This is a genomic window from Bradyrhizobium genomosp. III (assembly GCF_000261705.1).
Taxonomy (GTDB): domain Bacteria; phylum Pseudomonadota; class Alphaproteobacteria; order Rhizobiales; family Xanthobacteraceae; genus Bradyrhizobium; species Bradyrhizobium ottawaense.
Window position 1 is genome coordinate 1 of sequence record NZ_AJQF01000521.1, and the last position, 5548, is coordinate 5548.

Here is a 5548-nt window from a genome sequence, read left to right on the forward strand (position 1 = left end):
GCGCCGGCAGATCTTCGATACCTCGCAGGATCTGATCATGGTCATGGACCCGCGGGGCCATGTCGCGCAGATCAGCCCGAGCAGCGAGACCATTCTCGGCTACCGGCCGGACGAGATGATCGGCCGCAGCGGCGCGGACTTCATTCATCCCGACCATCTGACGCAATCGCGCGAGGACATGCGCGCGCTGCGGCGCGGCGAGCGCCCCAAGCTCGGCGACACCCGCTGTTTCCACAAGAACGGACACGAGGTCTGGCTGTCCTGGCTCGGCAATTGGTCCGAGCAGGCGCAGCGCTTCTTCTTCGTCGGACGCGACATGACGGAAGCGCGGCTCGCGCAGGAATCGCTGCGCGAGAGCGAGCGACTCGCCCGAAACATCGTCGAGACCTCGCTCGACGCCTTCATCCAGACCGACGAGACCAGCAGCATCCTGAACTGGAATTCGCAGGCCGAGCAGCTGTTCGGCTGGCGCCGCGACGAGGTGCTCGGCAAGAGCACGATCGACCTGATCGTCGCCGAGAGCGAACGCGAGAGGGTCAGGGCCGGCCTGAAGCAATTCCTGAAGAACGAGGACGGCAGGACGCTGAACCGCCGCCGCGAGCTGATGTGCTGCCGCCGCGACGGCAAGGAATTCAAGGCCGAGCTGAGCGTCACCGCGCTGAAGCGCCGCGAAGGCCTGCTGTTCAACGTCTTTTACCGCGACCTCACCGACAAGATCGCCGCCGAGGAGCGCATCCGCCATGCCGAGAAGATGGAGGCGGTCGGCCAGCTCACCGGCGGCGTGGCGCACGATTTCAACAACATCCTCACCGTCATCACCGGGACGATCGAGATTCTCGCGGAGGCCGTCGAAAAGGAGCCGCAGCTTGCGGCCATCACGAAGATGATCGACGAGGCCGCCGCGCGCGGCGCCGATCTGACCCAGCACCTGCTCGCCTTCGCGCGCAAGCAGCCGCTCCAGCCGCGCGAGATCGACATCAACTCGCTGGTGGTCGACACCGCGAAGCTGTTGAGGCCGACGCTGGGCGAGCAGATCCAGATCGAATCGGTGTTCGAGGACGAGAATTGCGTCGCGATCGTCGATCCCAACCAGCTCACCACCGCGATCCTCAATCTCGCGCTCAATGCCCGCGACGCCATGCCCGGCGGCGGCAAGCTGATCGTGGAGACCGGCGCCGCCTATCTCGACGAGGTCTATGCCAGCGGCAACGACGTCCGTCCCGGCCATTACGTGCTGATCGCCGTGAGCGACACCGGCACCGGGATCCCTGCGAACATCCTGACCAGGGTGTTCGACCCCTTCTTCACCTCGAAGGGACCGGGCAAGGGCACCGGGCTCGGGCTGTCGATGGTCTATGGCTTCATCAAGCAGTCCGCAGGCCACATCAAGATCTACAGCGAGGAAGGCCACGGCACCACGATCAAGATGTACCTGCCGCCCGGCAAGACGCCGACGGCCATCGGCGAGGGCGTGACGCCTGCGACGATCGAGGGCGGACACGAGACGATCCTGGTGGTCGAGGACGACCGGCTGGTGCGCGACTACGTGCTGGCGCAGCTGCATGCGCTGGGTTACGTCACCTTGCAGGCCGCGAACGCGGCGGAGGCGCTCGCGATCGTTGCCGCCGGCAGGCCGTTCGACCTGCTGTTCACCGACGTCATCATGCCCGGCAAGATGAACGGACGGCAGCTCGCCGACGAACTGATGAAGACACGCCCCGATCTCAGGGTGGTCTACACGTCAGGCTATACCGAGAATGCGATCATCCATCACGGCCGGCTGGATTCCGGCGTCCTGCTGCTGGCCAAGCCCTATCGCAAATCGGATCTCGCGCGGATCATCCGCAAGGCACTGAGCGGCTGATTGCTCGCGTGTCCCGGACAAAGCGCAGCGTGCAACGCTGCGACGCAGAGCCGGGACCAGAACTGTCAGCGGTGAAATTCGAGAGATGGGCCCCGCTCAGCAGCGCATCATTGCATGATGCGCTGCGTCCGGGGCACGAGTTACGACGCGCGCTGGGCCGCGGTCATCACGATGCGGATCAGATCGGCGGCGTTGCGCGCGCCGAGCTTCTTCATGATGTTGGCGCGGTGATCCTCGATGGTGCGCGGGCTGATGCCGAGGGTGCGGCCGGCTTCCTTGTTGGACGCACCGGAGGCGAACTGCTCGAGCACCTCGCGCTCCCTGCGCGTCAGCGGCTCACGTCCGGGGAAGTGCAGCGAGCCGAATTTCGGCGAGGCGTTCTCCGCCTGCCTGCGCGCATAGGCGCCGATCGCCTCGTCGAGCCGGCCGACGATTTCGCTGCCGCGGAACGGCTTCTCGATGAAGTCCAGCGCGCCGCTCTTGATCGCGCCCACCGCCATCGCGATGTCGCCCTGCCCGGAGATCATGAAGATCGGCGCCGGATAATCCTCGCCGTGCAGTTCCTTCAGAATGTCGAGGCCCGACTTTCCGGGAATGTTCACGTCGAGCAGGATCGCAGCCGGTGTGCGGTTTCGCGCGACGGAGAGCAGCGCTGCGCCGTCCGCAAAACAGATCACCTCATAGCCCGCCGCCTTCAACACCATCGACAGGGTGTCGCGAACGGCAGGGTCGTCGTCGACCACGAAGATTTCACCGCGAGAGCTTTGTTCGGCCATGTGCCACATCCAGTTGGCATGAAGGACTCGCGTCCGCGCCAACTGTTATGGCGTTCGGCGCGGATTCGGCCCACCCGTATTTGTACGGGACATGGACTTAACGCACAAGTAGCGGCAGGGTGCCTAATTGCGGGGTACGGAGAATATCCATGCTAAATTTCGCTGGCACACCCCCGCTCATCGCGATGCTTGAGACCGACAGCCGTCGGTTGATCGCTGCCGATCTTCGCTCCCTGATCACACGGATCGAGAGCAGCATGCGCCTGATCGACGCAGCCATGATGGAAGCTGGCCTGTTGGAAATGGGCCTGGCGCACGACGATCATGGCGATCCGGCCGGTTCCGCCGACATTTTCGTGCTCGACGACGTCACGCCGCGCTATGCGACGGCGAGCGCCGCCCTCAACGCCTGCCGGGCGGGCCTTGGCCACGCCCTGCAATGCCTCTCTGAATCCGGCACCCCGGCATAGACCGCGATCAGCGCGGCGCAGGGCCGCATGCCATCGCATGGCAGCTCCGCAAACCTTACGCGCGGTGCCGTTCCACGATCGCGTCGGTGGCAACACCACCCCAGGTGTGGATCGCCGGAAGGCCCATCGCGGTCTTGCCGAGATTGGCGAGGCTGATGCGCAAGGCCGCAAGGTCGAGCGGCTTCGGCAGGCTCTGGAGCTCGATCCCGACGGACCGGGCGAAGCTGCGGGCGGCGCTGCGGCGCTTGCCGTCCATGCCGCTGATGACGATCACCGCGCCACCGAACTTCGCCGCCGCCATCTCGCGCAGCACGTCGATGCCGTCGCCATCCTCCAGCACGAGATCGAGCGTCACGCAGTCGAAGCGCGCGGCGCGGAGCTTCTCGATCGCATCCGCCACTGACGGCGCCACGGTGACTTCGTGGCCGGCCTGCTTGGCGGCGACCGTGATCAGGCTGCGCTGCGTGGCGTCGTCATCGACCACAAGGAGCTGAAGCGCACGCCGCTCGGCGCCGTCGGGCAGGTTTGAGGGGATGGGGGAAAGAGAACTTCTGGGCATTTCAGTATCCTGAGATTGGGACCAACAATGGATACACGCTTCGCGCTTAGGCCACGTAAAGTTCCTGGCGCCAATTCATTCGGATGTTTTCAGAAAATGTGAAGCAACGGGCCGGAAAAGACGGCGACGGATGCGGGCGGATCACGCCGCTTCGTCGCGGCCGCCGGCTGCGCCGCGCTTCTTCCTGTTCTTGCCGCGCAGGAACTGAATGTCCATCTCGGCGCCGTTGACGCGGACCAGCTCGCAGCGGCGGTAGGCGAGGCCCGTGGACGACAACAGCAGGAAGAACTCCTTCAGGTTCAACCCCTGGATCGAGCCTTCCACCGTGAGGATGGCGTCGGTATCGGAGATCGCGTTGAGCTTGCAGTCGCGGCGCCAGGTGCCGTCGATGGCCATGATGCAGACATCGTAGCCGCGACTGAAAGTCACGCGTTCCGTACCCTTGCCATCCTCGGCCATGTCTATCGTCCTGCCATGGCCGCCAGGCGCGGCGCTGCGCCGGCGAGAGCCGGCTTGGCGGCTGCGGCACGCGGATCGTTCGGCTTGTAGAGGCCGCGCCGCTCCGGAATCGGCCGGAACGTATCGGTCAGGCCGACGACGGTTTCGGCCGCACCCAACACCAGGAAGCCGTCGGGCTCGATCTGGCGCGCCAGCCGGTTGAAGATGTTGATCTTGGTGTCCTGATCGAAATAGATCAGCACGTTGCGGCAGAAGATGACGTCGAAGGTGCCGAGCTGCGCGAAATCGTGCAGCAGGTTGAGCTGCCGGTGCTGGATCATCGCCCGCAGTTCGGGATTGACCTGCCAGGTCTCGCCGGTCTGCTTGAAATATTTCATCAGCATCTGGATCGGCAGGCCGCGCTGCACCTCGAACTGGCTGTAGATTCCGGCCTTGGCCTTCTCCAGCACCTCCTGCGACAGATCGGTCGCGATGATCTCGATGCGCCAGCCGGTAAGGGCCGCGCCCATCTCCTTCAGGCACATCGCCAGCGAATAGGGCTCCTGCCCGGTCGAGCCGGCGGCGCACCAGATCCGTATGCTGCGGCGGGCGGCCCGCGCCTTGATGATCTCGGGCATGATGGTGTCGCGGAAATGATCGAACGGGACCTTGTCGCGGAAGAAGAAGGTCTCGTTGGTGGTCATGGCTTCGACCACGTCGGTGATCACCGTGCGCGAGCCGCCCTGCAGCTTCTGCACGAGTTCGCCGATGCCGGAGAGTCCGGCCTTGCGGGCCAGCGGCAGCAGGCGGCTTTCGATCAGATATTGCTTGTCTGCGGAAAGATCGAGACCGGAATTGTCCTTTAGGAATTTACGCAGATACTCATACTCGGTCGGGGTCACGGATGGCCTCTTCGAAGCTGTACTGGAACACTCTGGCCTAAATACGCGGGCCAGACACACTCAGACCATGGCTTGTCCGACCGGGATCAAACCAACTTCAGCGAACTTGTCGGCGATGATGTCTTTGTCGAAAGGCTTCATGATGTACTCGTTGGCGCCGCCGCTGAGCGCCTGGGCAATATGAGCCACATTGTTCTCGGTGGTGCAGAACACCACTTTGGGCTGGTCGCCGCCGGGCAGGCGGCGCATGTGGCCCATGAATTCGAAGCCGTCCATGACCGGCATATTCCAGTCGAGCAGCACCGCGTCGGGCAGCTGCCGCTGACAGATCTCGAGCGCCTTCGAGCCGTCCTCGGCTTCGGTGACTTGGAATTCCAGGCCTTCCAGGATCCGGCGCGCGATCTTGCGAACGACGCTGGAATCATCGACCACCAAACATGTCTTCATTTTGGTTCTCCGGCTTCGATGTTTCGTTGGCTCACGCAGCCATCTGCACTTTGGTTTCGAGCTCGAGGACGCGATCGACGTCGAGGACGACC

Annotated in this window: 7 protein-coding genes; 2 read left to right on the plus strand and 5 right to left on the minus strand. The window is 64.1% G+C overall.

The annotated features are described in order from the left end of the window. The coding region (locus tag IC66_RS0140395) for a hybrid sensor histidine kinase/response regulator (RefSeq protein WP_038951265.1) at positions 1 to 1864 on the plus strand (1864 nt) is incomplete at its 5' end. A 140-nt stretch (positions 1865 to 2004) separates the two neighbouring features. Here the strand turns inward: IC66_RS0140395 and IC66_RS0140400 are convergent. Further along, on the minus strand, positions 2005 to 2640 hold the full coding sequence (locus IC66_RS0140400) for a response regulator transcription factor (RefSeq protein WP_026202588.1): 636 nt from the start codon (positions 2638 to 2640) through the stop codon (positions 2005 to 2007). A gap of 149 nt (positions 2641 to 2789) precedes the next feature. On the opposite strand from IC66_RS0140400, the gene IC66_RS0140405 reads away from it, so the two are divergent. Beyond that, the gene (locus IC66_RS0140405) at positions 2790 to 3110 is read left to right on the plus strand and encodes a hypothetical protein (RefSeq protein ID WP_028143854.1); all 321 of its coding nucleotides are present in this window, start codon (positions 2790 to 2792) and stop codon (positions 3108 to 3110) included. 55 nt (positions 3111 to 3165) lie between these two features. On the opposite strand, the gene IC66_RS0140410 is transcribed toward IC66_RS0140405, so the two are convergent. The 4 genes from IC66_RS0140410 to IC66_RS0140425 all read right to left on the minus strand — a co-directional run bounded on the left by IC66_RS0140410 (position 3166) and on the right by IC66_RS0140425 (position 5456). Then, the gene (locus IC66_RS0140410; protein WP_028143853.1) at positions 3166 to 3669 is read right to left on the minus strand and encodes a response regulator; all 504 of its coding nucleotides are present in this window, start codon (positions 3667 to 3669) and stop codon (positions 3166 to 3168) included. Positions 3670 to 3810: 141 nt separating this feature from the next. Then, entirely contained in the window at positions 3811 to 4128 is a 318-nt protein-coding gene (locus IC66_RS0140415; RefSeq protein WP_018321617.1) for a hypothetical protein, read from the minus strand. Positions 4129 to 4130: 2 nt separating this feature from the next. Continuing rightward, complete coding sequence (locus IC66_RS0140420; RefSeq protein WP_028143852.1) at positions 4131 to 5009, minus strand: CheR family methyltransferase; 879 nt, start codon at positions 5007 to 5009, stop codon at positions 4131 to 4133. 60 nt (positions 5010 to 5069) lie between these two features. Beyond that, the gene (locus IC66_RS0140425) at positions 5070 to 5456 is read right to left on the minus strand and encodes a response regulator (protein WP_028143851.1); all 387 of its coding nucleotides are present in this window, start codon (positions 5454 to 5456) and stop codon (positions 5070 to 5072) included. Between the last annotated feature and the right edge of the window lie 92 nt (positions 5457 to 5548).